This window comes from Arthrobacter zhaoguopingii (assembly GCF_009828605.1).
In the GTDB taxonomy this organism is placed as follows: Bacteria; Actinomycetota; Actinomycetes; order Actinomycetales; family Micrococcaceae; genus Arthrobacter_D; species Arthrobacter_D zhaoguopingii.
The window spans coordinates 1-24713 of sequence record NZ_WIAE01000017.1 but is presented as its reverse complement, the minus strand read 5'-3'; the positions used below and the strand labels follow the sequence as shown (position 1 = coordinate 24713).

Here is a 24713-nt window from a genome sequence, read left to right as displayed (position 1 = left end):
AATTCTTCACCTGGGGAATTCTTCTGTCAAGTGCCAGAATGGGACCATGCCGACTCCGCCCCGTCCGCCGCTCAATCCCTCCCCGCCGGCCCGCCCGGGCCGCCGGCCGGGGGTCAGCGAGACGCGCGAATCGATCCTCGCCGCGGCGCGGCGCCAGTTCGCCGAAGGGGGCTTCGCCAAAACCTCGGTGCGGGGCGTGGCCAAGGAGGCAGGGGTGGATCCGGGCCTGGTGCGGCACTACTTCGGCTCGAAGGAAGACCTCCTGCGGGAGGTGATCAGCATCCCCGTCGATGCATCCGCACTCATCCGGCAGATCGTTGAGGGACCGCGCGACGCCGCGGGCAGCGTCCTGGCCGCCGCGATTGCGGGGATCCTCGCCGACGATGAGAAATCGGCGGTCATCACTGCACTGGTCCGCACCGCCGCGACGGAGCCCGAGGGGGCACGGATGGTGAGGGACGCCGTCAGCAGAACCGTCATCACCCCCCTGGCCATGGCCCTCCAGTCGGATCAGGCCGAACTCCGGGGAGCCCTGACTGCCTCGCAGACGATCGGATTTTTCGTGGCACACCGGATCGTGCGGCTGGAACCCCTGCAGGGCCTGGACCGGCAGACGGTCGTCGCCCTGCTCGGACCGACACTGCAGCGCTACCTCACCGGGCCCCTGCCCTAGCCCGCCGGGTGCCAAGATCGGTTCGACGGGATGAGCCGGGACGGGGCCCGGGCCGGGCAGGGTGCCCCGGGGGTCAGGGCAGCCGGGTGGCCCGGCGCAGGGCCGGAACATGCGCCTGCCCGGGCTCCAGCGGAACGGGGCTGACCAGCACGGCCGGCCCGCGGTGCAGCACGCCGTCCGAAAGCACCTGGCAGCGGATCCCCCCGCGCCCGCGCATCGCGGAGTGCACGCCGGGGGCCATCACCCGGTCCATCCAGACACAGGGGTGGGCCGGACGCCCGCCGCGAAGCGTCACGGTGTCGCCCCCGGATTCGAGCGCGAACTCCTCCCCGACCAGGGGTGCGAGCTGAGCGCCCCGGAGGATCACATTCCGCCGGGGAAGCAGCGGGTCGAAGTGCTCGACCCCCAGTTCATCGGCGATCGCATCGAGTGCCTCGACCGCCATCAGCGTCACCGCCGCATCCATGTGCGCCGCCTTGCCGAAGAACCGGTCGCCGACGATCCCCTTGCCCGCCACAAGGTCAACCCTGTCTGCGTCCGTCGTCGGGACGTCCGCCGCCCCGTCGCGTGCGCGGCCGAAGTAAGCGTGCGCCGGTGACACGAGCAGGTGCAGCACCTCCACCTCGTACCGGAACGATGTCGTCATACCGTTCGATTCATCCCCGCGAGCCCGCGGGCACGGCATATGAGGCGTCGCGGCCGAACCTGCCCTGCGGATCCACCCGCCGGCGGACCGCCTCGACCTGCTCCGCCACCGAGTCGTCGAAGGACCGCTGCGGCCCGTCGAAGCGGTCAACGAAGCTTGGAGCGGTTCGGCCGGTGTCCCAGGGCTCAAGCGCCGCACGCAGTGCGGCCAGTTCGGCCTCCACCCCCTCCGCGGCATCAGGGCCGGCCAGGATGCCTACGCTGACCGCGCCGTACGTGCCGGACAGGGAGTTCACGACGCCCCCTCGCGGGTCGGGGGCGGCCAGGGCCCCGCCCAACTGGCGGAGCTCAACGATCGTCAGGTGGGCTCCAGCGGCCGTGCCGGCGATCGAAAGCAGCGCCTGGCGCCCGGCGGCACCGAGGGGTTTCAGCATCTGGTGGTCGCCCACGAACGGCGCCGGGTCCGGCGGGTCCATGTGGGTTGCGGGCACGTCGGTCGGGACCCCGGGGTGCCAGGTGTCGAGGATCGGGTCGACCCGCCGGCGGAGGGGCTCCAGCAGGTCCGCGGCGATCTCCGCCCCGGAGCGCCCCTCCCCGTCGAGTACGGCTCCGTCAATGCATACAACCGGGCCCGCCGTGAGCGCCGGTGGGATCCCGGGCAGGGGCGGCAGGTTCATGACGCGGAACGCCGTGGAGGCCTCGGGCGGGGCGGTTTCGGCCCATTCCTCCCACGCCTGAAGCAGGAACGGGGCCTCGGCGGCCGGCCAGAACGCGGCCCCGGTGAACACCGGGTCGATGGCAAAGAGGGACACGGTCACCGAGACGACGACGCCGAAGCCGCCGCCACCGCCGCGCAGCGCGTCGAACAGTTCACGGTCGTTGTCGTGGTCCACCGTGACCACGGCACCATCCGCGGCAACAAGCGTGATCGAGGTGACCGAGTTCGAGGCAAGGCCGTACCGCCTGCCGTAGAAGCTCAGCCCCGTCCGCAGCAGGTAACCGACCGCCCCCACCGTCGGGGAGGACCCGTGCAGCGGAACCAGGCCGTGGGGGGCGGAGGCGGCCAGCACCTCCCCCCAGGGAGTGCCCGCCGGAATCACCGCCGTCCGGGCCTCCGGGTCGACGGCGACTCCGCCTTCCATCCGCACCCGGATGAGCACGTCATCCGCCCCGTAGGGAAGCGCCGATCCGGAGGCATGCCCGGTGGCATGCACCCGAACCGACAGGTTCTGAGCCGCCGCCTCCCTGAGGATGGCCTGGACTTCTGCGACGGTGGTGGCCGTCGCGGCGAACTGTGGACGGATCTCCACCGCAAGGTTGTAGCTGGAGGTCGCGGCTGCGTAGGCGCTCTCCCCGGCGGCAGCCAGAATGGGGCCGGTGGCGGCTGGATTCGGTTCTGCGGTCACTATGGTCTCCTGAATTTCCTGGGTTTCCTGGGTCCCCTCAGAAGGGCACTCGCGCCCGGGCAGGCCGTCACCGACGCCTGGTCGATGCGCGGCCGTGAGGGGAATGGGTTCAATCGGCCCGGGATGCCGGCTTAGTATCCCGGGACCTCCGACGGAGCAGCCGTCTGGGCGGCCTTCTTGCCGGTTCCGTCGATCGTGAACCAGGTGCCCCCAATGCCCTGGCCAAGCGCCTGACCCGGGGCTGTATCCCCGGCGAAGTAGTAAACGGGCCATCCGCCAAGAGTCACCTGGCAGGTCCCGTCGGACCGTTCGACGTAGCCGATCAGGCTGGCGTCGACGTTCTCAGTGTAGATTTTGGCGGTGCCGTCCACCAGTAGCGGCGGCCAGTTCACCGCGCAGTCATCGACACAGGTGGTCGTGGACGGGCTGGCGGTGTCGTTGTCGAAGCGGTAGAGGGAGAATCCGCCTGCGTCCGTCACGGCGGTGCCGGCCGCCGGCCCCGCCGTAAGCTGGATGGCGTTCTTGGCGCTGTACCTGTCGGCGGTGTCCAGCAGAGTCGGGGCGGCGCCGTCGAAGATCTGAACGGCGCCCTGGGTGCGGACCAGCGTCGGAGCCTTTGCGGGCGCCGGGGATGCTTCGCCCGGTGCGGGGGCAGCCTCCGCCGGGGTGGGCGCGGCCGTGGAGGACGGCGCGGCGGAGGCGGACGAGGCCGGCTCGGCGGCCGTGCTGCAGCCGGCCAGGGTCGCCAGGAGAACGGGAATCAGTGCTGCTTTGAGGGCGGTGCGGTTCAGGGTCATTCGATCATCCTTTGACTGGGGGTGGAGGCGATGGCGGTCCATCACCTCCACCACACGGACCATGGCGCCGAACGGTTCACCGGGGGGCTCCGGCCGATCCGCGGCCGGGAACCGGGTAAAGTAGTGGGGTCCCGGGCACGCAGTTCCCCGCATCATCGCTTCGGGATCTTTGTTCGGAAGGCGCACCACCTGAATTCCAGATTTGTCCGGCGCAACGGAGCAAGAGTTCTACCGTCCGCCGTGGGTCCACTCCGTGTTTCGTAAACCGGGAGGGAAGTTCAAGGCTCCCGCCCTTGCCTTCCTCCTTGCCGTTCTCGCCGCGCTCACCGCGGGTTTGTTGTTCCTCCCGGGGGCCGCAGGGTCGTCGCCGAGCGCCGCCGCGTACGAGCCGATCTCGAAGGCCCCCCGTGCCGCTGCCTCCCCCGAAGCGCAGCCCGGGGCCTCCCTCGGGTCGTTCACCGTCGACTGCGGAGTAAACAGCGGCAAGGTGCGGAACTCCGACAATCTCGTCGTCAGCCCCGGCAAGCGGGGCGCTGCGCACCACGTCCACGATTACGTCGGCAACCTCTCCACCAACGCCTTCTCCACCAAGGAGAGCCTGACGGCTGCTGGGACCACCTGCACAAACGGCGACCGGTCGTCCTACTACTGGCCCGTGCTCCGGGTCGGTCCGGGGGCGGGACTCGGCACGCACGGCTCAGCAGCCGACGACGACGGTATCCTCACCCCGAGCTCGGTCCTCATCGAGTTTCGGGGCAGCCCTGCCGCCAATGTGGTGGCGTTGCCCCCGAACCTGCGTACCGCCGCCGGGAACGCCCACGGGTACACCGAGGCCGGGGCGGGCACGGACCACCTGCGGTGGTCCTGCTCGGGCAGCCCCGACCTCGCCAGCCGCCACTATCCGCTCTGCCCCTCGGGCGAAGACACGGTGCGCATCTTTGATTTCCCCAGCTGCTGGGACGGCCGGTCGACCGACAGCCCCAACCACCGCTCCCACCTCGGGTATCCGGACGGCGCCGGCTTCTGCCCGCCCGGCACGTTCCCGGTGCCGCAGCTCCACCTCGAGGTGGCCTATACCGTGCCCGACGGCGCCCGGTACGTTGTCGACGCGTTCCCAGAGGAACGCTCAAGCCCGGTGAGCGACCATGCCCACTTCATCAACCTGATGTCCGCCGGGCTGATGGAGAGCGTGCTGGCGTGCCTCAACGAGGGGCGGCACTGCGTCCCTGAGTAGCGCCTTTCTGTCCGCGCCGACGCGCAGATCGGGGTGTTTCACGATCCGCCGGCCGTCCATTGAACCGGTTCGGCCCGGGGCACGTGTTCCCCTTTGTACCGCTGAAAAGAAGCAGAGGAGGGACATGCACGCGTCTGCGCGACAGAACGCTGCTCCCGTAATGGGTAGGGGCCGGGCACGGGGGCATTCCGCCTGCCGGTCGATGCCGATGAAGGGACAGGGCGAATGATCCTACGACGGCGGGCGCAGGAGGATCCCGGGGACGAATTCATCCGCACCCTCTTTCAGGAGCACGGCAATGCGATGCTCGCGTACGCCACCCGCCTTACCGGCGACCGGGCCGCCGCCGAGGATATTGTGCAGGAAACTCTCATCCGGGCGTGGAAGCACGAGCAAACCCTCGGCAACGGCAAAGGGTCGGTGCGCGGATGGCTCCTCACGGTGGTCCGCAACATCATCACCGACCGGGTTCGGGCGCGCAACGCCAGGCCGCTCGAGGTTGCGGAGAACGAAATGACGGTGCCGCTGGAGCCCGACCATTCGGCGTCGGTCGTGACCACCATGGTGACCATGGATGCGTTGGCGCAGTTGTCCTCCGACCATCGTGATGTGCTGAGATGCGTCTACCTTGAGGGGCGGACGGTTGGGGAGACGGCGGAGCGGCTCGGCATTCCGCCGGGCACCGTGAAATCCCGAACTTACTATGCCCTGCGCACTCTGCGGGAGCGCTTCAATGATCTGGGACTCAACATAGAAGGAGTAGCCCATGAACATGTTTGATGCCCACCTCGATGTCCAGGCAGTGTGGCTGGACGAGCTGACCGGCGAGGAGGAGAGGCACGCGCGGGACCATCTTGCGTCGTGCCAGGCCTGCCGGGATGAGCTCGCCTCCCTGCGGGCGCTCGAAGGCTCCCTGCGGTCCCTTCCCCCGGAGGCCCTGCTTGATGGACCGCCGCCCGACGCGGATCTGCTGCTGCAGCGCACCCTTCGGCAGCGCCGCACCCTCGAGGCACCGCAGGCACGCGCCGGACGACGGCGGGTGGCCACCTTCGCGTCAGCCGCAGCGCTGGTGGCGCTTGTCGCTGGAGTCAGCGGGACGCTGGGGTACACGATGAACGCCCCGCAGGCGTCCACCCCCGTTCCGCCCGCCCCGCCGGCGGCCACCGCTCCCGCGACCGAGGTGCCGGGAACCCGGTATGCAAGCACCGTCGACGCGGCCACCGGCACCCGGCTCACCGTGAGCGTGCAGCCGGCGGCCGGGTTCGTGAAGGTCAACGCTGCCGTGACCGGCATCCCCGCGGGGGAACGGTGCCGGCTCATCGTTGAGGGCATCGACGGGAACCGGGAGATCGCCGGAAGCTGGGTCATTTCCGAGAAGGGCGCGGCCGAAGGGGCAACGATCAACGGAAGCGCGATCTTCGATCCTTCGAAGGTCCGGGCCGTCATGATCGAGAACTCGGACGGCAAGCGGTTCGCGGCGGCGACCCTCTGACCCTGCTGCGGGCGCCGGTTCACACGGCCTCCGTAACCCGGCGGACACTGGACGTCGCCGGCGCCGGCGGGCACGGAGGGGCCGTACCCGCCGGCGGCGGCTACTCCGTCGGGCGGGTGGTCTGCTCCGCGAGGGTGTCCCAGAAGGACGTGTCGGCGGAACTGATTGACCCGTCGGCGATGGCGCGGGCCGTCGCATCGAGGGTGATAACGGTCTGCCGGATCAGGTAGCCGTTGCTCTTCTGGCCCAGCACCGCGGACTCGGCGGTGTTGTCCGACATTCCGCGCATTTCGAAAAGCAGCGTCGAGATGCCGTACTCCACGGCGATCCCGTTGCGGCTGATCGTCTCCGCCGTGCCGCCGACGTACCGGCCCAGGTGTCCCCACCCGGTGGAGTCGACGGCATCGAACACCACCGATCCGAGCCGCTTGGAGCCCTCAAGGACCGCAGGCTCGACATTGGCGGTGGTCGGATAGAGGATCGAGCCCGAAACCAGCTGCCCGTCGCGTTCGCTACGGGTCCCCTGATGGTGAAGGTCGATCATGTAGTCAATGTCGTAGGCCCGCATGACGTTGTTGTGGAGGGCCTGGGTCTCGGGCTGGAGCTTGGTCACGTGGTCGCGGTTGAGGTCGACCCCGTTCGCGTTGGCCCGCGTCAGCGTCCTTCCGCCGTCGGCGATGTAGCCGTCCAACGGGAAGTTGACGTCCCCCATGGCACCGTCGGGGTTCAGCATGGGCACCACCAGGATGTTCACGCCCGCGAGTGCCCCCCGGGACTTTCCGGTCCCCAGGTGCTTGATGAATTCGAGGGCACCCTCGGTGGTGAGCTGCTCATTGCCGTGCTGCTGCGTCAGGTAGAGGATCGTGGGGTTGTCCGGATTGTTGATGTACTTCGCCAGGTACAGGTCCCGGCCCTTGACCGACTGCCCGATCACCTCCAGCTCAAGCGCGGACTGGCGGGCGTCCTGGTTCTTCAGCTCCGCGACGACCTCGTCGTAGGAGCGCAGGATCGAGGTGTTGATGGTCTCGTGGCCGCCGTAGTTCGGGCCCTCGCCCACTGCGAAGGCCGGGGCCGCCGCCGTTGCGCCGGTGGTGAGCAGCACGGCCAGCGAGAGGGCGGCGAATTTCCTGGATGACGTCATGGTGTTCCTCCCCAAGGAGCGGATGTGGTGTCCTGAGTCAACCGTTACCGGTTGCCCGTGTCAACCTTTTCTACGGAAGCCGAGCCACACCAAGAACTGGTGCCAGATCGTCCTTCCCGTATAAACAACCCACGCGATCACGGGCCACACCGCGGCATTGGTGGCCGAGTACCCCCATGCCATCAGGACCAGGAAAAGCCCGAGCGCGATCAAAGCCGCCACCAGCACACGGGCCCACCACGGCATCCGCCGCAGGCGTGCAAGGCTTGACCAGAAGGGCGGTGTCCGCTGGGGCTGTACGCCGGGGTTCGCATCCTGCAGGGCCCGCCCGAACTCGGCGAGCGCCGCCGCGCGCGCCGGACGGTCCTCCTCGAGCCACCGTTCCAGTTCCTCGCGGGATTCGACAATGCCAAGGGCCCGGGCGGCAACCGGCGGCGACGAATGCCCCCTCTCGTTGTGGACGGCGGCGAGGCTGAGCCAGACATCGTTGTCGTCCGCGCCGCGGGAGAGCGCGAAGGCCTTGTCAACGCCGAAGTCGCTGCGGATCCAGGCGGTGGCCTCCTCCAGAGTGGCCCCTTTCGCAAGATGGTCCCCGAACTCGCGCCGAACGTCCAAAGCGTCGTCGTTGTCGAAAATTTCCGTCCCCCAGGAGCCCATCCGATGAGCCTAAGGGCGCGAAATCCTCCGGCAGCCCCGGTGGGTGAAGATTGCGCAAATACTGCGCCGCGCGCCACCGCCGCGGACGGCCTGCACCCCCGGGGCGGGCGCCCCGAATCGACGGCGGCATGCAAGGGCCGTGTTTGAAGTTGGCTGGCACGCACCGGAAGCGGTGTAATGAGTCAAACGACCAGTCGACGATGCCTGGCGCTATCCCTGCGTCCCATCCGGCTGGATGAGTACGCGCCGGTGCTCCCGGCGCAGTGAGGGACACAGTTGACGCACGACGATCCGACCACGAGCCGCGGGACCTGGATGGACCGGGAGGCGCTCGCCGAAGCGATGATCCCGCTGATCGGCCGCCTGTACCGCACCAACAATGTGGTGACCAGCATCCATGGCCGCAGCCTCATCAATAAGTCGACAATGAACATCCTCAAGGCGCACCGGTTCGCGCGGCGGATCAGCACGGAGGAACTCCGCCTCGAGGACACCCTGCCGATGCTCGAGATCCTCTCGCGCCTCGATCTCGGCGCGGCGGCGATCGACATCGCAAGGCTGCGTCTGAAGTACGACCTCGAGGGTGGGAGCCGCTCACTTGAGGACTTCCTCCGCGACGAACTCGCCGACGTCGTGGGCAAGGGCGGCCGTGACGAGCGGACGAGCACCGACGTCGTCCTCTACGGTTTCGGCCGGATCGGGCGCCTCCTGGCCCGCCTGCTCATCGAAAAGGCCGGTGGCGGCCATGGCCTGCGGCTGCGCGCCGTCGTCGTCCGCCGGGGCTCCGACAACGACCTCGTGAAGCGGGCGAGCCTGCTGCGCCGCGATTCGGTTCACAGCTCCTTCGAAGGCACCATCCAGGTGGACGAGGAAGCGGAGATCATCACCGCGAACGGGATTCCCATCCAGATGATCTACTCGAACGATCCCTCGACCATCGACTACACCCGGTACGGCATCCACGACGCGCTCGTGGTGGACAACACCGGCCGCTGGCGCGACGCCGACGGGCTGTCCCAGCACCTGCTCAGCAAGGGTGCGGCGAAGGTCCTGCTGACCGCGCCGGGCAAGGGCGCGCTGAAGAACATCGTGCACGGCATCAACCACGGCACCATCAGCGGCGATGACACCATCATCACCGCGGCATCGTGCACCACGAACGCCATCACACCCGTCCTGAAGGCCGTCAACGACCGGTTCGGGGTGGTGCACGGGCACGTGGAGACGGTCCATTCCTTCACCAACGACCAGAACCTGATCGACAACTTCCACCGCGGGGACCGGAGGGGGCGGTCGGCAGCCCTGAACATGGTGCTCACGGAGACCGGTGCGGCAAAGGCCGTCGCCAAGGCGCTGCCCGAACTCGAGGGGAAGCTGACCGGCAGTTCCATCCGCGTTCCCACCCCGGATGTCTCCATCGCGATCCTGAACCTCACCCTGCGCACCGGCACGACGAAGGAGGAGGTCAATGCCTACCTGCGGGAGATGTCGCTGCAGTCGGACCTGCGCAAGCAGATCGACTACATCGACTCGCCGGAGGTTGTCTCAACCGACTTCGTCGGCTCGCGGCGCGCGGGAATCGTCGACGGCCTGGCGACCATCGCCGACGACACCTTCCTCGTCCTGTACGTCTGGTACGACAACGAGTTCGGCTACAGCTGCCAGGTGGTGCGGGTGATGGAGGAAATGGCAGGGGTCCATCCTCCGGCCTTCCCCGCGAAGGAAGCCGACGCGCGGGTCGCCGTCGGGCGCTGAGTCCGGGTGCCGGGAAGGCGGGCGGAAACCTTTACAACTCCGCCCGCCGCGCGCACAATGGCTCGCATCACAGCCTCCACTGCCTCGACAGCGCGCTGCCTCTCCCCACCCCAAAAGCAGAAGGTAGAACGATGGATGACGTGAAGATTGCGTCCGACGCGGACCGGGCGCTCAAGCAAAAGCACCGCGCCATGTGGGCACAGGGCGACTATCCGACCCTGGCCAGCGACCTGATCTCCGAGCTCGGAGCGGTCCTCGTCGAAGCGTGCGGAATCCGGCCCGGGCAGCGGGTCCTTGATGTTGCAGCCGGTGCGGGCAACGCGGCCATCCCGGCGGCCATGATGGGTGCGGACGTGATCGCCAGCGACCTCACCCCCGAGCTGTTCAACGCCGGCCGTGACCACGCCGCGGCCCGGGGCGCGAGCCTCGAATGGCAGGAGGCCGACGCCGAGGCCCTGCCCTTTCCCGAGAACGGATTCGACGTGGTGATGTCCTGCGTGGGGGTGATGTTCGCACCGCACCACCAGGCGGCCGCCAACGAACTGGTTCGGGTGTGCCGGCCCGGCGGCACCATCGGCCTGCTGAGCTGGACCCCCGGAGGGTTTATCGGGAAGATGTTCGCCACCATGAAGCCGTTCGCTCCCCCGCCCCCGCCCGGCGCCCAGCCGCCGCCCCTGTGGGGCAGCGAGGACCACGTCCAGGAACTGCTGGGAGCGCAGGTCACCGATCTCCGGGCGTTGACCCAGACGGTGGTCATCGACAAGTTCGCCGGGCCGGAGGAGTTCCTCCACTACTTCAAGGACTTCTACGGACCGACGATCTCGGTGTACAAATTCATTGCCGATGACCAGGAGAAGGTCGATGCCCTGGACAAGGCCCTGATCGAACTGGCCGGCAGCTCCGGCCAAGGGGCGCCGCTGCGGATGGAGTGGGAGTACCTGCTGCTCACCGCCCGGAAGATCGACACCGGAGGATAAACTGACCTACCGGGCTCCCTCCCCCGGGATGCGGAGCTGCCGGTGGATGTTCGACGACCTCAAGCCCCTGCCGGGGCCGCCGCCCGGGTGGTGGGCCGGTGAGCCGCGGCCTGCCGCTGGGGGCTGCCGCAATCCTCGTGACCTCTTTCCTGTGGGGCACCACCGGCACGGCCGCGACCTTTGCCCCCGGCGTGGGGCCCCTGGCGATCGGGGCCGCCGCCCTGGGGATCGGCGGGCTCCTGCAGGCGGTGATCGCCGTCCCGGCACTACGCCGGGCCCGCCCCGGCCTGCGCCGCCACGCGCCCCTGGTCGCCGCCGGCGCGGTGTCCGTCGCCGTCTACCCCCTTGCCTTCTACAGCTCGATGCACCTGGGCGGGGTGGCGGTCGGCACGGTGGTGTCACTGGCCTCGGCCCCGCTGGCCTCGGGCGTGCTCGAACGGGTCCTCGAGGGCCGCTCCCTCAGCCGCTGGTGGATGCTTGCCGCGGCGCTGGGCATCGCGGGAAGCGTCCTGCTCTGCCTGTCCAGGCTGGAAGGCTCCCCGGCTGCCGTCCTCCCGCTGGCCGGAAGCATCGCGCTCGGTCTGGTTGCCGGCGCCACCTATGCCACCTATTCCTGGGTGGTGCACCGCCTGATGTCCTCCGGCGTGGAACGGGCCGCCTCCATGGGCGCGGTGTTCGGCACCGGCGGGGCCCTCCTGCTGCCGGTCCTGCTTCTCACGGGGGCACCGCTGCTCGCCTCCGGGCAATCGATCGCCGTTGGGGCATATATGGCGCTGGTGCCGATGTTTCTGGGATACCTGCTGTTCGGTTACGGCCTCACCCGGGTGCGCCCCAGTACCGCCACCACGCTCACGCTCAGCGAGCCCGCCGTCGCGGCGCTCCTTGCGGTCCTCGTCGTGGGCGAACACCTGACGGCGGCCGGGTGGGCCGGACTGGCAACCATCGCCGCGGCCCTGGTGGTGCTCGCCGTCGCCCCGGCCACCAGCGGTCCCCGCCCGGACGCTGCGGGGCCCGTGCGCCGCCGGGATCCGGAGGGAATCAGGAGTGTTCCTGCCCCGCCCCATCGACGGTGATGAGGCCCTCCGTCCCGTCGATTCTCCGGCCCGCCTCAATTGACGCGCCGGCGTCGACGATTGCCATTGTGACCTCCGCCCCCGCGGCCACCGTGACCCCCTCGAGCAGCACCGAGTTCCGGACGACAGCCCCGGATTCCACCACGGCGTCGGGGCCGATGACGCTGCCGGAGACGTGGCCGCGCACTGTGGATCCGGGGGACAGCAGCGAATTCTCGATGCGTGCGCCCGCGGCCACGAAGGCCGGCATCCGGCGCGGAGCCCCGGTGAGCATGGGCCACTTCGGGTCATCGAAGTTCAGGCCTTTGCCTTCGAGCAGGTCCATATGGGCGCGGTGGTAGTTCTCGGGCCGCCCCAGATCCCGCCAGTAACCCTCGAGCCGGTGCTCGGCAACCTTGGTGTTCTTCACCAGGTGAGGGACCAGTTGGTGGCCGTAGTCCTTCAACTCCCCCTCCGTCTCCTGCAGCATCGCCAGGGTGTCAAGGAGCGTTGAGGCGTCGTAGAGGAAGATCTCGGCTGCGACGAGGTCTGTCGAGGGCTCGTCCGGTTTGTACTGGAACCCGGTGACCAGGCCGTTCTCCGCTTCGACCACGCCGTGCTGGGAGGCGTCCCCGTCAAAGCGGGTGGTGACCATGGTCAGCACCGCCCCGGAGTCCAGGTGGGTCTGCACCACCTCCCGGTAGTCCAGCTGATAGAGGTGATCGGCGCTGAGGACCAGCACGAGGTCAGGGCCGTACTCGCGGATGAAGTCCGCCTGCCTGTAGATCCCATCGGCGTTGCCTTCGGCGAATCCCTCACCGTCGTTGCCCTGGAAGGGCGGCAGCACCCGAAGGCCCCCTTTGGTCCGGTCAAGGTCCCAGGGCCGGCCGTTGGCCAGGTGGTCGTTGATCGATGTGGGCTGGTACTGCTCAACGATCCACACGTCGGCATAGCCGCTGTGATAGAGGTTCGACAGGGGAATGTCGATCATCCGGTAGGTGCCGCCGACGGGAAGCGCCGGTTTGGCCCGGTGGTCCGTCAGGACACCCAGCCGGCCGCCGGCGCCTCCGGCCAGGATGAGGGCAAGGACCCTGGGCTGTTGCATGTGCTCTTCCTCCCGTTCGGATTCCCCATCATCGGATTCCCCATCGACAGTTCAATTGCACCAAATAGGGCCGATAGGGGCACCCCTTCCCCCGAGGTACGGATCAGGTGAGGGTGGCGCTCGCCGCCTCGATGGCCTCCGGCGATAGGACGTGGGCGATCGCCATGACCGCGGCACCGAGCACACCGGCGCGCTGGCCTGCGACGGAGGGCACCACCCGCAGGTGCTCGGTGGCCAGCGGCAGGGACCTCCGGTACACCACCTCCCGGATTCCGGCCAGCAGGTGCTCCCCCGCCTGCGCGAGGCTGCCGCCGATGACGATGACCGAGGGGTTGGTCAGGTTCACGCAGGTCGCCAGGACGTCCCCGATGTCCCGGCCGGCCTGCCGGATCACCTGGATGGCGGTGCTGTCCCCGGACCTGACCAGCCGGATGACGTCCGCGCTGGAGGAGAGCGTCAGCCCGGTCTCCGTGTTGAGGGCCGCGGCGAGCGCGGGCCAGCCGGCCAGCGCCTCGAGGCAGCCGGTATTGCCGCAGCGGCACCAGATCTCCCCGCCGCGGGGCACCCGGACGTGGCCGAGGTCCCCGGCCGTGCCCTGGGCTCCACGCTGGAGGGAGCCGCTTGAAATAATGCCGGCCCCGATCCCGGTGGCCACCTTGATGAACATGAACTCGGTGATGTCGGGCCAGTGGAACCGCTGCTCCCCAAGCGCCATGATGTTCACATCGTTGTCGACGAGCACCGGAACGGAATAGCTCCGCTGCACGAGGGTGGGGACATCGATGCGGTCCCATCCGGGCATGATCGGCGGGTTCATGGGCCGGCCCGTCTCGTGCTCGACCGGCCCCGGGAGGCCGATGCCGATAGCGGCGAGCTCGGCGACGCTGCGGCCGGCGCGGGTCAAGAGCGCCCCGATGGTCTCCGTGAGCCAGCCCACGACGCGCTCCGGCCCGTCGGTGATCGGGAGGTCCGCCTGGGCGCTGTCGAGCTCGGTGCCGGAGAGGTCGCTGAGGATCACCCGGGCGTGGGTGGCACCGAGGTCGGCGCCGATCACCACGCGCGCTCCGGGGTTGAGAGCAAACAACGACGGCGGACGGCCGCCGGTGGAGGCAGCACCACCATACGGGGCGACCAGGCCCAGCCGGATAAGGGTGTCAACGCGCGAGGCGACGGTAGAGCGGGCGAGGCCGGTCAGCTGCGCGAGTTCGGCCCGGGTGCGCGGCTGCCCGTCCCGAAGCAGCTGGAACACTTCGCTCGCCCCCGGCGCGGGAACCGTTGACGGGCGGGCTCCCGTCCATGGAAGCGCTGGAAAAGATGACACGCGTTCAGTAAAGCACGCGCACTTTCACTCGTCACGTCAGCAGGTAACGAGCAAGTAGTACGCGACTTTTGAATGAGTATCGACAGAAGTTGTGAGCTCTGTCACAGTGATTCCATGAACGGGATCGTCTCTCGGCCGGTGCTCCGCGTGACCGGCCTCTCCAAGGCCTTCTTCGGGGTGCCGGTGCTCCAGGACGCGGCCCTCGAGCTGCGCGCAGGTGAGGTCCACGGCCTCGTCGGCGAGAACGGGGCCGGCAAGTCGACGTTGATGAAACTGCTGGCCGGGGTCTACCAGCGCGACGCCGGAACCATCGAAATTGACGGGGAGCCCGTGGAGTTCCACCACCCCACGCAGGCCCACCTCGCGGGCCTCTCCACGGTGTTCCAGGAGTTCAACCTGCTCCCCGACCGTACCGTGGCCGAAAACATCTACCTGGGCCGGGAACCGCGCCGGAGCCTCCTCGTCGACACCAAGGCGATGAACCTCCGGACGGCCGAACTGCTCGACCAGCTCGGCATCGGCAACATCCGGCCCAGCGCAGCTGTCAGCTCGTTGTCGGTGGCCCAGCAGCAGATCGTCGAGATCGCCAAGGCCGTCAGTTACGACGCCCGCATCATCTCCATGGACGAACCCACCGCCGCCCTCGCCGGGGCGGAGGTCGAACTCCTCTACGCCATCGTGCACCGGCTGAAGGAACGCGGCACGGCCATCCTCTACGTCTCCCACCGGCTCAAGGAGATCTTCGACCTCTGCGACACCATCACGGTGCTCAAGGACGGGCGGATCGTCGGCACCCAGCCGGCCGCCGAGCTCAACGACGCCGCCCTCGTGCGCATGATGGTCGGCCGTCCCATCTCGGCCTACTACCCGGAGGAACACCCCGGCACCACAGTGGGACGGGTCCTGCTGAGCATCGAAGGAGGCGGCAACCACCAGCTCGATGCTATCGACCTCGACCTTCGGGCCGGGGAGATCGTCGGGGTAGCCGGACTGCAGGGCTCGGGGCGCACCGAGCTGGTCGAGGCGATCTTCGGCGCAGCACCCTTCACCCGCGGCCGGATGGAACTGGACGGCAGGCCCTTCACCGCCACCTCCCCGCGCGAGGCCATTCGGAGGCGCATCGCCCTGATCACCGAGGACCGCAAGGCGCAGGGGCTGAGCCTGAACCAGTCAATCCTCAACAACGCCCTCGGCGTCATCCGGTCGGTCTTTCCGCGGCGCACCCCCGAGGCGCGCGCAGCGACCCCCGGCATCCTGTCCTCCCTCGAGGTCGTCGCACGCGACCTCGACCAGGAGGTGCAGTACCTCTCGGGCGGCAACCAGCAGAAGGTGGTGCTGGCCAAGTGGCTCGCCATCGACCCGCTGGTGGTCCTGCTCGACGAACCGACCCGCGGCATCGACGTCGGGGCCAAGCTCGCGGTCTACAACCTCATGCGGGCCCTCGCCGCCGAGGGCAGGGCGCTGCTCATGGTCTCAAGCGAACTGCCCGAACTGCTGGGCATGAGCACCCGCATCCTGGTGATGCGCGACGGCAGGATCGCCGGCGGGCTGCCGGCCGGCGCAAGCGAAGAACAGGTCCTGCAGCTTGCCACCGGGGCCCGGAACGAAACGGCACTTCCATGAAAATCACCTCCCGGCTCACCTCGACCCACATCGTCTACCTCGTGGTGTTGCTGACCATCATCGCCGGCACCATCCTCGTGGCCGCCGCAGGGCGCAGCTTTTTCAGCGCCGGCAACATCTCCTCGATCCTCACCGGAACCAGCGTGCTGGGCTTCATCGCCATCGGACAGACCCTGGTGATCCTCGTGGGGAGCCTCGACCTCTCCGTGCCCTACGTGGTGAGCCTGAGCAGCCTGCTCGCGGCGGGAATCATGGCCAACCAGCCGGCCAATATCCTCCCCGGCGTCCTCGTGGCACTGGCGGTGGCCGCGGTCATCGGCCTCGTCAACGGGCTCGTCGTGTCGGGGCTGAAGGTCCACGGTTTTATCGCCACCCTGGGCACGGGCCTGATCATCAGCGGCTACCTGGCCACCAACTACAAGGGCAGCTCCGGGCAGGCCCCGCTGTCCTTCCGGCTGGTGGGTGCGACCGGCCTGGGACCGGTGCCCATCTCCACCCTGATCATGCTCGCCTGCGCCGCCGTCGTCCTGTTGGTGCTCGACCGCACCCGGCTCGGGCACTCGATGTACGCCGTGGGGGGCGACATCAACGTCGCCCGCATGTCGGGCATCCGCACCAGCACCCCCATCATCGCCGCCCACGTCATCTGCTCCGTCCTGGCCGGCATGGCGGGATTGCTGCTGGCGGCGCGGCTCGGCGTGGGCAGCCCCACCATCGGCAGCCAGGGCGGCTACGACCTGCTTTCCATCGCCGCCGTCGTCCTCGGCGGCACCCTGCTGGCCGGCGGGAAGGGCTCGCTCGTGGGAACCCTCGGAGGCGTCCTGATCTTCGCGATGATCGACAACATCATGAGCGTGATGCAGATCAATCCCTTCCTCAAGGACGTGGTGCGCGGCATCGTCATCGTTGCCGCCGTCGCGGTCTACGCCGGACGCCGGGTGGCTAGCCGGACCGCCCGGTTCGACGACACGCCGCAGGAAACCGTGTCGACCCGGCAGGAGGTCGGCGCATGAGTACCCTCGCCCCGGACCGGAAGGCCGAACTGCGGCGCGACCGCTCACCCCGGAAGGACCGCCTGCTGCGCGGCATGCGCACCCCCGGGGGCGCGGTGTTCATCCTGCTGCTGGCCCTGCTCGCCGCCGTCATCTTTGTCAACCCGTCCTTCGGCGAGCCGGGCTCCCTGATCCGCTTCATCGGCCGCACCGCACCGATCGCGATCGCCGCGATCGGGCAGTACTTCGTCATCGTCTCGGGCGAATTCGACCTCTCCATGGGATCGGTGGTGACGGCCCAGGTCATCATCGCCGGGAACCTCATCGGCCAGGACGACGCGAAGGTCCTTCCCGTACTGCTCCTGATGCTGGCCTTCGGCGCGCTGATCGGCCTGATCAACGGCCTGGCGACGACGCTGCTGAAGATCCCAAGCTTCATCGTCACCCTCGGCATGATGCTCGCACTGCTCGGCCTGGTGCTCTACTGGACCGGCGGCGCCGCCACCGGAAACCCCGCGGACACCTTCCGCCAGATCGGCCGCGGCGGCATCGAGAACATTCCGGTGCTGGAGATCCTGCCCTACCCGGTGCTGATCCTCCTGGCCATCGCCGCCGGGGCCTTCTGGCTGATGCGCCGGCCCTACGGGCGCACCCTGATCGCCGTCGGCGACAACGCCCGCGCCGCGGCCCTGACCGGGGCCCGGGTGTGGTGGATCCGCACCCGCGCCTTCATCCTCTCCTCGCTCGCCGCCACGGTCGCCGGCATCATCCTGGTCGGCTACGCCGGGGTGCACCCCTCGGTGGGGCGCGGCTACGAGTTCACGGCCATCACCGCCGTCGTCCTCGGCGGGGTGGTCCTGGGCGGCGGCCGCGGCTGGGTGCTCTCCGCGGCCGCCGGGGCCTTCGCCCTGGAGATGCTCTTCGCGCTGCTGAACTTCGCCGGCGTCGCATCGACCTGGCGCGACACCGTCCAGGGCATCATCATCGTCACCGCCGTCGCTGCCGGAGCACGCACCTGGGAGCGCCGCCGGCGCGGGGCGTCAAGCGCCACCCACGACAAGCAGATACCAATTGCACAGCCGCCCGCAGTGGGCACCAATGAGGGAGGAAAATGATGCGCCGAAGCATCCAATCAAAGGTTACGGCGGTCGCAGCGGCAGCGCTGCTCGCCCTGACCGCGTGCACCACCGATCCATCCATCGAGAATCCGCCGGCCGCCGAGACCGAAGGCGGGCAGGCGGCGGCCACCCCGGCCGAGGAGGGCGGCGACGAGTGGTTCGACCAGGAGGCGTTCGACGAGCAGTCCGAGCAGCGCTCGGCCAGCTTCACCGGCGACCCGGAGCAGCCGTGGCTGCAATACCTCGAGGGGGAGATGACCGACACCTCCGAGTTCGCATCCGAGGGCGCCAAGAAGGTGTGCTTCGCCAACGCGTCGATCTCCAACCCGTGGCGCCAGACCGGCTGGATCACCATGAACCAGCAGCTTGAGGTGCTCGTGGAGCAGGGCGTGATCTCCGAGATGGAGACCCGGGACGCGCAGGACGACGACAACACCCAGATCGCCGACATCGACTACTTCATCGCCGAGGGCGACTGCGACGCGTTCATCATCTCGCCCAACTCCACCGCCGCCATGACTCCGGCCGTCGAGCGGGCCTGTGAGACCGGAAAGCCCGTGATCGTCTTCGACCGCGGCGTCGATACCGACTGCGCCACCACCTTCATCCACCCGATCGGCGGTTTCGCCTGGGGCATCGACACCGCCGAATTCCTAGTCGACAACCTCGAGGAGGGCGACAAGGTGGTGGCCCTGCGGATCCTCCCCGGCGTCGACGTGCTCGAGCAGCGCTGGGCGGCGGCGGAGAAGATCTTCGAGGAGAACGGCATCGAGGCGACCGACTACTTCACCGGGGCCGACCCGACCGAGATCAAGAAGATCATCTCGGATGAGCTGGCGACCGGCGACGTGCAGGGCGTGTGGATGGACGCCGGTGACGGCGCCGTCGCCGCCATCGAAGCCTTCGAGGACGCCGGCAAGGACTACCCGGTCATGACCGGCGAGGACGAGATGAGCTTCCTGCGCAAGTGGGAGGAGACCGGGCTCACGGGACTCGCACCCGTCTACTCCAACTTCCAGTGGCGCACCCCGCTCCTGGCCGTGGAGAAGATCTTCGCCGGCGAGGAAGTGCCCAAGGAGTGGGTGCTCCCCCAGACCCCCATCCCCGAAGAGGAACGGGCCGACTTCCTTGCCTCGAACGAGGGCATGCCGGACGGCCACTACGCCAAGTTCGGCGGCACCGACCTCCCGGGGTACCCCGAGGTCTGGCAGGAACGTCAGATCCCGTAACCGGCCGGCAGCACGTTCAGGAGGCAGGGCAGCATGCACCGCAGCATCGGCGTCAACACCTGGGTGTGGGAATCCCCGCTCACCGACGCCACCCTGCCTCCTCTGCTTGCCCGCATCGCCGCCATGGGCTTCGATGCGGTCGAGCTGCCCCTCGAGAACGCCGGGGACCTCTCCGCTGAGGCGGTGCGGGCCGCCCTGGGCGGCCTGCAGCCCTTCGTGGTCGGGGCCATGGCCCCGGGTCGGGACCTGGTTTCGGCCGAGGAGCCCGTGATCGCCGAAACCCAGGGCTACCTCCGCGCGTGCATCGCCCTGGCCCGGGACATCGGTGCCGGGGCGGTGTGCGGGCCGTTCTACTCCTCCACCGGCCGCGTCTGGCGGATGGACGAAGCGGCGCGGCAGGACGCCTACGCCCAGCTGCGCCGGAACCTGGCCCCGCTGGCCGACGAGGCGCTGGAGGCCGGTGTCGTGCTGGGAATCGAACCCCTCAACCGGTACGAGACCTCGCTGCTCAACACCACCGCCCAGGCGCTGGAGGCACTCGGTCCGCTGCTGGGCCGGGGCGTGGGCCTGGCCCTGGACACCTACCATCTGGGCATCGAGGAGCGCTCCTCGGCGGACGCCATCCGGGCCGCCGGGGAACACCTGGTGCACCTGCAGGTCTGCGGCAACGACCGGGGCGCCCCGGGCGGTGACCAGACCGACTGGACCGGCATCTTCACGGCCCTCGACGCCATTGGCTACCGGGGCGCGGTGAACATCGAAAGCTTCACGGCGGACAACGCCAGCATTGCGACGGCCGCCTCCATCTGGCGCCCGCTAGCGGAGTCACAGGACGCCCTGGCCCGGGACGGACTGCGGTTCCTGCGCTCGGTCCCCGCAGCCGCCCTCTAAGGAGATCCCTACATGACCACCACCGTTCCGGCACCCGCCCCTTCCCCGTCCGATGTTTCGGCGGACCCCCTGGGGGTGGCGGTCCTCGGCTATTCCTTCATGGGCAAGGCCCACTCCAACGCGTGGCGCAATGTGAATGCCTTCTACCCCTCGCCGCGGGTCGCCCAGAAGGTGCTGGTGGGCCGGGATCCGGCGCAGGTGCGGGAGGCCGCGCGGCAGTTCGGCTGGGAGGAGAGCGCCACCGACTGGCGCTCCGTCCTTGAGCGGGACGACGTCGCCATCGTTGACATCTGCACTCCCGGGCACCTGCACGCCGAGCTCGCGATCGCCGCCCTGGAGGCCGGCAAGCACGTCCTCGTGGAGAAACCGCTGGCGAACTCCGTGCCGGAGGCGGCGCTGATGGCGGCGGCCGCGGTGAAGGCCCGCTCCCGCGGAGTGCAGTCGATGGTCGCCTTCAACTACCGCCGGCTGCCGGCGCTGGCCCTGGCCCGTAAGCTCATCGCCGAAGGCCGGCTCGGGGAGGTCCGCCAGGTGCGCCTGAGCTACCTGCAGGACTGGCTCTCGGACGAGGGCGCCCCGATGTCCTGGCGCCTGCGCAGGGAAACCGCCGGCTCCGGTGCCCTCGGCGACCTCGCCTCCCACGCCGTCGACCAGGTGCTGTTCCTCCTTGGGACGCCCGTCGTCTCGGTGTCCGGAACCGTGAACACCTTTGTTCCAACGCGGGAGGGAGGACACGGACCGGAACCGGTCACGGTCGACGACGCGGCCTGGGCGACGCTGCGGCTGGGCAGCGGCGCAGTGGCCAGCCTCGAGGTCTCCCGGGTCGCCACCGGCCGGAAGAACTCATTCCAGATCGAGGTGTTCGGCTCCCGCGGCGGGCTGCAGTTCAACCTGGAACGGCTCAACGAGCTGCGGTTCTTCGACGCCGGAGCCCCGGCCGACGCCCAGGGCTACAGCATGATCCTCGCCACCGAGCCCTCCCACCCCTACCTCGAGGCCTGGTGGCCGCCCGGCCACCTACTAGGCTGGGATTCGACGTTCACCAGCCAGGCCGCCGACCTGCTCCGGGCGATCGAGTCCGGGACGGCGCCGTCCCCCTCGTTCGAGGACGGGCTCGCGGTGCAGCGGGTGCTCGAGGCCCTGCTGGTCAGTGCGGCCCAGGGCAGCCGGGCGGTGGACCTGTGACGCCGGAGGCCGGGCCCCACGCCCGCTTCCCGAACCGAGGAGATGCTTAGTGGGACGAAACTACACGCTGTTCACGGGCCAGTGGGCCGACCTGCCCTTCGAGAAGGTGGCCGAACTGGCCGGCCAGTGGGGGTATGACGGCCTGGAAATCGCCGTCTCCGGGGACCACCTCGACGCCTGGCGGTGGGACGACGACGCCTACATCCAGGACCGGCTGGACATCCTCGAACGCAACGGGCTGAAGGTCTGGGCCATCTCCAACCACCTCAAGGGCCAGGCTGTGTGCGACGACCCGATCGATTTCCGGCACGAGGCGATCGTCGGGCCCAGGGTCTGGGGCGACGGCGACCCCGAGGGCGTGCGCTCCCGGGCCGCCGAGGAGATGACGCTGACCGCACGCCTGGCGCAGCGGCTGGGCGTGAAGACCGTCGTGGGCTTCACCGGTTCCTCCGTCTGGCAGTACGTCGCAATGTTCCCGCCGGTCTCCGCCGAGGTGATCGAGGCCGGGTACCGGGACTTCGCCGACCGCTGGAACCCGATCCTCGACGTGTTCGACGAATGCGGGGTCCGCTTCGCGCACGAGGTGCATCCGTCGGAGATCGCCTACGACTACTGGAGCACCCAGCGCGCGCTGGAAGCCATAAGGCACCGCGAGGCGTTCGGCCTGAACTGGGATCCGAGCCATTTTATGTGGCAGCAGATCGACCCCGTGGCGTTCATCTCCGACTTCGCGGACCGGATCTACCACGTCGACTGCAAGGACACGAAGATGCGGATGGGCGGCGGGCGCAACGGCATCCTCTCCTCGCACCTGCCCTGGGGGGACCAGCGCCGGGGCTGGGACTTCGTCTCGACCGGCCGCGGCGACGTCCCCTGGGAGGCAAGCTTCCGGGCCCTGACGGCGATCGGCTACGACGGGCCGATTTCGGTGGAGTGGGAGGACGCGGGCATGGACCGTCTGCAGGGCGCCCCTGAGGCGCTGGCCTTCCTGAAGTCCTTCGACTTCGCCCCCTCCGGCGCCTCCTTCGACGCCGCCTTCAAGCAGTAGCCAACGCGGTACGGCAGCCGGTCGCGGGCCGCCCGCAGGCAGGGGCCCACCGCCTCCGCCGAGTGTGCAGCTCACCACGCTTTGCCATGCGTGAAGGGTGGTTAACTGCAGTTTCGGCGAGAAGAGGAGCCGACGGCGAAGGGGCGCCCGCGCCTCGCCCTGCGACGGCCCCTCGTCGCAGGGCCGGACGGCCGGCGCCTACCGCCTGGGGAGGTTGCGGATATTGCTGCGGGCCATGCTGACGGCTTCGCCCGCCCCTCCGTTGAGGACCACCTTGGACATCGACGTGGCGAAACCCACGACCTGGTCCCGGGTGATTTTGGGCGGGATGGACAGGGCCAGCGGGTCCGTGATGAGCTCCACGAGCGCAGGGCCGGGATGGGCGAACGCCTCGCGGTAGGCGCCGGCGATCCCTGCGGGGTCGGTGACCCGGGCCGAGTGGAAGCCCATCGCGCGGGCTACCTCGGCATAGTTGATGTCCGGCACGTCCACACCGAAATCGGGGAGGCCGTCCACGAGCATCTCGAGTTTGACCAGGCCCAGAGTCGAATTGTTGAAGACGACGACCTTGACCGGGAGCCGGGACGCCACGGCGGTGAGAAGGTCCCCCAGCAGCATGGACAGGCCGCCGTCGCCGGACACCGACACCACTTGACGCCCGGGGTAGGCCGCCTGGGCGCCGAGGGCATGCGGCAGGGCGTTGGCCATGGAGCCGTGGAGAAAGGAACCGATCAGCCGGCGCGTCCCCAGGGGGTTGATGTAGCGGGCGGTCCAGACATTGCACATGCCCGTGTCGGCGGTGAAGACGGCGTCGGAGGCTGCTGCGTCATCCAGGAGCGAGGCAGCGTACTCCGGGTGGATGGGCCGGATCTTCTCCACGTCATGGGTGTACGCTCCGACCGCCTTGTTCATCAGGCGGTCGTGTTTCTTCAGCATCTTCTCGAGGAACTGCCTGTCGGTCTTGGGGACCACCAGCGCCTCGAGTGCCCGCAGCGTGGGCAGGACCTCGGCGTGGACGGCGACGTCGACGTCGGTCCTGCGGCCAAGGTGGTCCGGCGCGCTGTCGACCTGCGCGGTACGGACGCCGTCGGGCAGGAACTGGTCGTAGGGGAAATCGGTTCCCAGCAGGAGCAGGAGGTCCGCCCCCTCGATCCCGGCCGCCGCTGCCCCGTAGCCGAGCAGGCCGGTCATGCCGATGTCGAGCGGATTGTCGTACTGGATGAAGTCCTTGCCGCGCAGGGTATGCCCGATCGGGGCGCCGATCTTCTCCGCAAGGGCGATCACGTCGTCGTGGGCGCCCTCGACGCCGGCTCCACAGAAGATGGCGACGGTTCCGGCGTCATTGATCGCTGCGGCAAGGGCGCGGACCGCGTCGGGGTGCGGAACGAGGGTGCCCCGGGTGAAAGGAGCACACAGCGGAGTGTCCGCCACCGCATCGTGCTCGGCAAGGTCCCCGGGAAGCACGACGACGCCAACGCCGCGCAGCCCCACGGCGTGCTGGATGGCGCTCTGCATGACCCGGGGGGCCTGCGCCGCGGTGCTGATCAGTTCGGAGTACACGGAACATTCGCTGAAGAGCCGGTCCGGGTGGGTCTCCTGGAAGTACCCGGTCCCGATCTGCCGGCTGGGGATATGCGAGGCGATGGCCAGGACGGGGGCGCCGCTCCGCTGGGCGTCAAAGAGCCCGTTGATCAGGTGCAGGTTGCCCGGGCCCGCCGAACCGGCGCAGACGGCCAGCCGGCCCGTGAGCTGGGCTTCGGCCGCCGCGGCAAAGGCGGCCGATTCCTCATGGCGGACGTGGATCCAGTCGATTCCCCCCTTGGCGCTCCCTCCGGTCTGCCGGACGGCATCCACGATGGAATTGAGGCTGTCCCCCACGATGCCGTAAATGCGCTGCACCCCTGCGGATTGGAGCTGTTGAACGAGCTGGTGAGCAAGATTCTTGGCCATCAGGGTCTCCTGGAGGTAAGCGCTGGTGCCCTTGCAGTCGCCAGTGTAGGCGGGCTCCGGCGCCCCCCGCCCGAAACTCCGTCACAAAGGGTCAGCCCGCTGCCACAATTCCTCCTCCGGGGACGCCGGCTCCGCGCAGCGGGGCTCATCCCCCTGACTCCCACGACGCTGCCGCTGAGTCATGCCGGGCCCGGACAGCGATCGGCTACGGCGGGCCGACCTCGGTGGAGTGGGAGGACGCGGGCATGGACCGCCGTCTCGCGCCGAGTGTGCAGATCACCACCCTTCGCCGCCCGGCTGTCTCAGGTTGTTAGCGCAACACCGGTGATCAGTTCGTTGAGTTTGTCATAGGGTTTGCGCCAGTGGAGGGTTTGTCGGGGGCGGATGTTGAGTAGCGTTTGGACGTCGGCGAGTTCAGCATC

At 69.0% G+C, this 24713-nt stretch carries 22 protein-coding genes; 14 read left to right on the top strand and 8 right to left on the bottom strand.

The window, feature by feature from the left end:
- Positions 1–46: 46 nt before the first annotated feature.
- Positions 47–673: a TetR/AcrR family transcriptional regulator gene (locus GVV77_RS16250; RefSeq protein WP_159620123.1), complete on the top strand. Its 627-nt coding sequence runs from the start codon at positions 47–49 to the stop codon at positions 671–673.
- Positions 674–746: 73 nt separating this feature from the next.
- Here the strand turns inward: GVV77_RS16250 and GVV77_RS16245 are convergent, their stop codons facing one another.
- The 3 genes from GVV77_RS16245 to GVV77_RS16235 all read right to left on the bottom strand — a co-directional run bounded on the left by GVV77_RS16245 (position 747) and on the right by GVV77_RS16235 (position 3521).
- The gene (locus GVV77_RS16245; RefSeq protein ID WP_159620121.1) at positions 747–1319 is read right to left on the bottom strand and encodes an MOSC domain-containing protein; all 573 of its coding nucleotides are present in this window, start codon (positions 1317–1319) and stop codon (positions 747–749) included.
- A 10-nt stretch (positions 1320–1329) separates the two neighbouring features.
- Positions 1330–2724, bottom strand: coding sequence for an FAD-binding oxidoreductase (locus tag GVV77_RS16240; protein WP_201293261.1), 1395 nt, complete (start codon positions 2722–2724; stop codon positions 1330–1332).
- Positions 2725–2855: 131 nt separating this feature from the next.
- A complete protein-coding gene (locus tag GVV77_RS16235) occupies positions 2856–3521 on the bottom strand; it encodes a COG4315 family predicted lipoprotein (RefSeq protein ID WP_201291478.1) in 666 nt (221 codons plus the stop codon).
- A 253-nt stretch (positions 3522–3774) separates the two neighbouring features.
- Between GVV77_RS16235 and GVV77_RS16230 the strand changes: the two genes are divergently transcribed.
- From GVV77_RS16230 to GVV77_RS16220, 3 genes are all read left to right on the top strand, one after another.
- Entirely contained in the window at positions 3775–4755 is a 981-nt protein-coding gene (locus GVV77_RS16230) for a DUF1996 domain-containing protein (RefSeq protein ID WP_201293260.1), read from the top strand.
- Between the two features lie 225 nt (positions 4756–4980).
- A complete protein-coding gene (locus tag GVV77_RS16225) occupies positions 4981–5535 on the top strand; it encodes a sigma-70 family RNA polymerase sigma factor (protein WP_159620117.1) in 555 nt (184 codons plus the stop codon).
- Entirely contained in the window at positions 5522–6247 is a 726-nt protein-coding gene (locus GVV77_RS16220) for an anti-sigma factor family protein (RefSeq protein ID WP_159620115.1), read from the top strand. The genes GVV77_RS16225 and GVV77_RS16220 overlap by 14 nt, the downstream gene beginning before the upstream one ends.
- Positions 6248–6347: 100 nt before the next feature.
- Here GVV77_RS16220 and GVV77_RS16215 read toward each other — a convergent pair whose 3' ends face one another.
- Positions 6348–7388, bottom strand: coding sequence for a M14 family zinc carboxypeptidase (locus GVV77_RS16215; protein WP_159620113.1), 1041 nt, complete (start codon positions 7386–7388; stop codon positions 6348–6350).
- Positions 7389–7448: 60 nt separating this feature from the next.
- Entirely contained in the window at positions 7449–8045 is a 597-nt protein-coding gene (locus GVV77_RS16210; RefSeq protein ID WP_159620111.1) for a hypothetical protein, read from the bottom strand.
- 276 nt (positions 8046–8321) lie between these two features.
- Here GVV77_RS16210 and GVV77_RS16205 point away from each other — a divergent pair, with 276 nt between their 5' ends.
- The 3 genes from GVV77_RS16205 to GVV77_RS16195 all read left to right on the top strand — a co-directional run bounded on the left by GVV77_RS16205 (position 8322) and on the right by GVV77_RS16195 (position 11850).
- Positions 8322–9800, top strand: a complete 1479-nt coding sequence (locus GVV77_RS16205; RefSeq protein WP_281350604.1) for a glyceraldehyde-3-phosphate dehydrogenase — start codon at positions 8322–8324, stop codon at positions 9798–9800.
- A gap of 131 nt (positions 9801–9931) precedes the next feature.
- On the top strand, positions 9932–10777 hold the full coding sequence (locus GVV77_RS16200) for a class I SAM-dependent methyltransferase (RefSeq protein WP_159620109.1): 846 nt from the start codon (positions 9932–9934) through the stop codon (positions 10775–10777).
- Positions 10778–10875: 98 nt separating this feature from the next.
- A complete protein-coding gene (locus GVV77_RS16195; RefSeq protein WP_159620107.1) occupies positions 10876–11850 on the top strand; it encodes a DMT family transporter in 975 nt (324 codons plus the stop codon).
- Here the strand turns inward: GVV77_RS16195 and GVV77_RS16190 are convergent.
- Both GVV77_RS16190 and GVV77_RS16185 read right to left on the bottom strand, forming a co-directional pair.
- Positions 11816–12934, bottom strand: coding sequence for a glucose-1-phosphate adenylyltransferase family protein (locus GVV77_RS16190; RefSeq protein WP_159620105.1), 1119 nt, complete (start codon positions 12932–12934; stop codon positions 11816–11818). The genes GVV77_RS16195 and GVV77_RS16190 overlap by 35 nt on opposite strands.
- Before the next feature lie 103 nt (positions 12935–13037).
- The gene (locus GVV77_RS16185) at positions 13038–14255 is read right to left on the bottom strand and encodes an ROK family protein (protein WP_159620103.1); all 1218 of its coding nucleotides are present in this window, start codon (positions 14253–14255) and stop codon (positions 13038–13040) included.
- Between the two features lie 114 nt (positions 14256–14369).
- On the opposite strand from GVV77_RS16185, the gene GVV77_RS16180 reads away from it, so the two are divergent.
- The 7 genes from GVV77_RS16180 to GVV77_RS16150 are packed head-to-tail and all read left to right on the top strand — an operon-like array spanning position 14370 to position 22341.
- Positions 14370–15878, top strand: coding sequence for a sugar ABC transporter ATP-binding protein (locus GVV77_RS16180; RefSeq protein ID WP_159620101.1), 1509 nt, complete (start codon positions 14370–14372; stop codon positions 15876–15878).
- Positions 15875–16891, top strand: coding sequence for an ABC transporter permease (locus GVV77_RS16175; RefSeq protein WP_159620099.1), 1017 nt, complete (start codon positions 15875–15877; stop codon positions 16889–16891). Before GVV77_RS16180 ends, GVV77_RS16175 begins: the two co-directional genes overlap by 4 nt.
- Complete coding sequence (locus tag GVV77_RS16170; RefSeq protein WP_159620097.1) at positions 16888–17985, top strand: ABC transporter permease; 1098 nt, start codon at positions 16888–16890, stop codon at positions 17983–17985. Before GVV77_RS16175 ends, GVV77_RS16170 begins: the two co-directional genes overlap by 4 nt.
- Positions 17985–19217 (top strand): substrate-binding domain-containing protein, encoded by a 1233-nt coding sequence (locus tag GVV77_RS16165; RefSeq protein WP_159620171.1) that lies wholly within the window; start codon positions 17985–17987, stop codon positions 19215–19217. Before GVV77_RS16170 ends, GVV77_RS16165 begins: the two co-directional genes overlap by 1 nt.
- Before the next feature lie 33 nt (positions 19218–19250).
- Positions 19251–20108, top strand: coding sequence for a sugar phosphate isomerase/epimerase family protein (locus tag GVV77_RS16160; RefSeq protein ID WP_159620095.1), 858 nt, complete (start codon positions 19251–19253; stop codon positions 20106–20108).
- Positions 20109–20120: 12 nt separating this feature from the next.
- Positions 20121–21293 carry a Gfo/Idh/MocA family protein gene (locus GVV77_RS16155; RefSeq protein ID WP_159620093.1) on the top strand — a complete coding sequence of 391 codons (1173 nt, stop codon included), beginning with the start codon at positions 20121–20123 and terminating at the stop codon, positions 21291–21293.
- 49 nt (positions 21294–21342) lie between these two features.
- Positions 21343–22341: a sugar phosphate isomerase/epimerase family protein gene (locus GVV77_RS16150; protein ID WP_159620091.1), complete on the top strand. Its 999-nt coding sequence runs from the start codon at positions 21343–21345 to the stop codon at positions 22339–22341.
- A 198-nt stretch (positions 22342–22539) separates the two neighbouring features.
- Here GVV77_RS16150 and GVV77_RS16145 read toward each other — a convergent pair whose 3' ends face one another.
- A complete protein-coding gene (locus tag GVV77_RS16145) occupies positions 22540–24291 on the bottom strand; it encodes a pyruvate dehydrogenase (protein ID WP_159620089.1) in 1752 nt (583 codons plus the stop codon).
- Positions 24292–24713: the final 422 nt, after the last annotated feature.